Consider the following 651-nt stretch of genomic DNA (forward strand, 5'->3'; position numbering starts at 1 on the left):
ACCCAAGTGTTCTAATATAACTATGCTCGCTTTATTTAGAGAGAATCAAACTTATTTCTAATCTTAATATTATTTATAGCCAGGCAACTCTTCCCTACGTTAGTTAGTTTGACTTCAAAAATTTTTTCTTTTGATGCTTCATTTTGTTTATACACAAACCATTTTGTATCAATCTACAATGCCAACTAAGATTGATATTTGTCACCGCCTCTAGCGAGTTTACTAGATAAGAAAAAAATAACCATTAACTCTCCAAGTAACAACTATTAACCAAGATTTAATCATTGAAGTTTCGCTAAGACAAACTCCAATAAATATGAAAACTTGGAGGTATCCTGATGAGCCCCGACGAACTTCGAGCATTAGAGCGTTCAATTGATGAGATAACAGAAATTGCAAAAGGTTTTGGATTAGATTTCTATCAAATGCGCTATGAGATTTGTCCTGCAGAGATCATTTATACATTCGGTGCTTATGGTATGCCTACAAGATTTAGTCATTGGAGTTTTGGAAAAACTTTCCATAAAATGAAACTACAATATGACTTTGGCTTGAGTAAGATTTACGAGCTCGTTATTAACTCCAACCCTTGCTACGCCTTTCTTCTTGAAGGAAATTCTTTAATTCAAAATAAACTCATCGTCGCCCATG

The 651-nt window shown here is 33.8% G+C and carries 1 protein-coding gene; it reads left to right on the forward strand.

The features are described from left to right. Positions 1-338: 338 nt before the first annotated feature. A partial coding sequence (locus AC1DSE_RS36135) for a SpoVR family protein (RefSeq protein WP_477529230.1) occupies positions 339-651 on the forward strand: 313 nt, incomplete at its 3' end.

The sequence above is a fragment of the Paenibacillus sp. 01L418 genome (assembly GCF_056400045.1).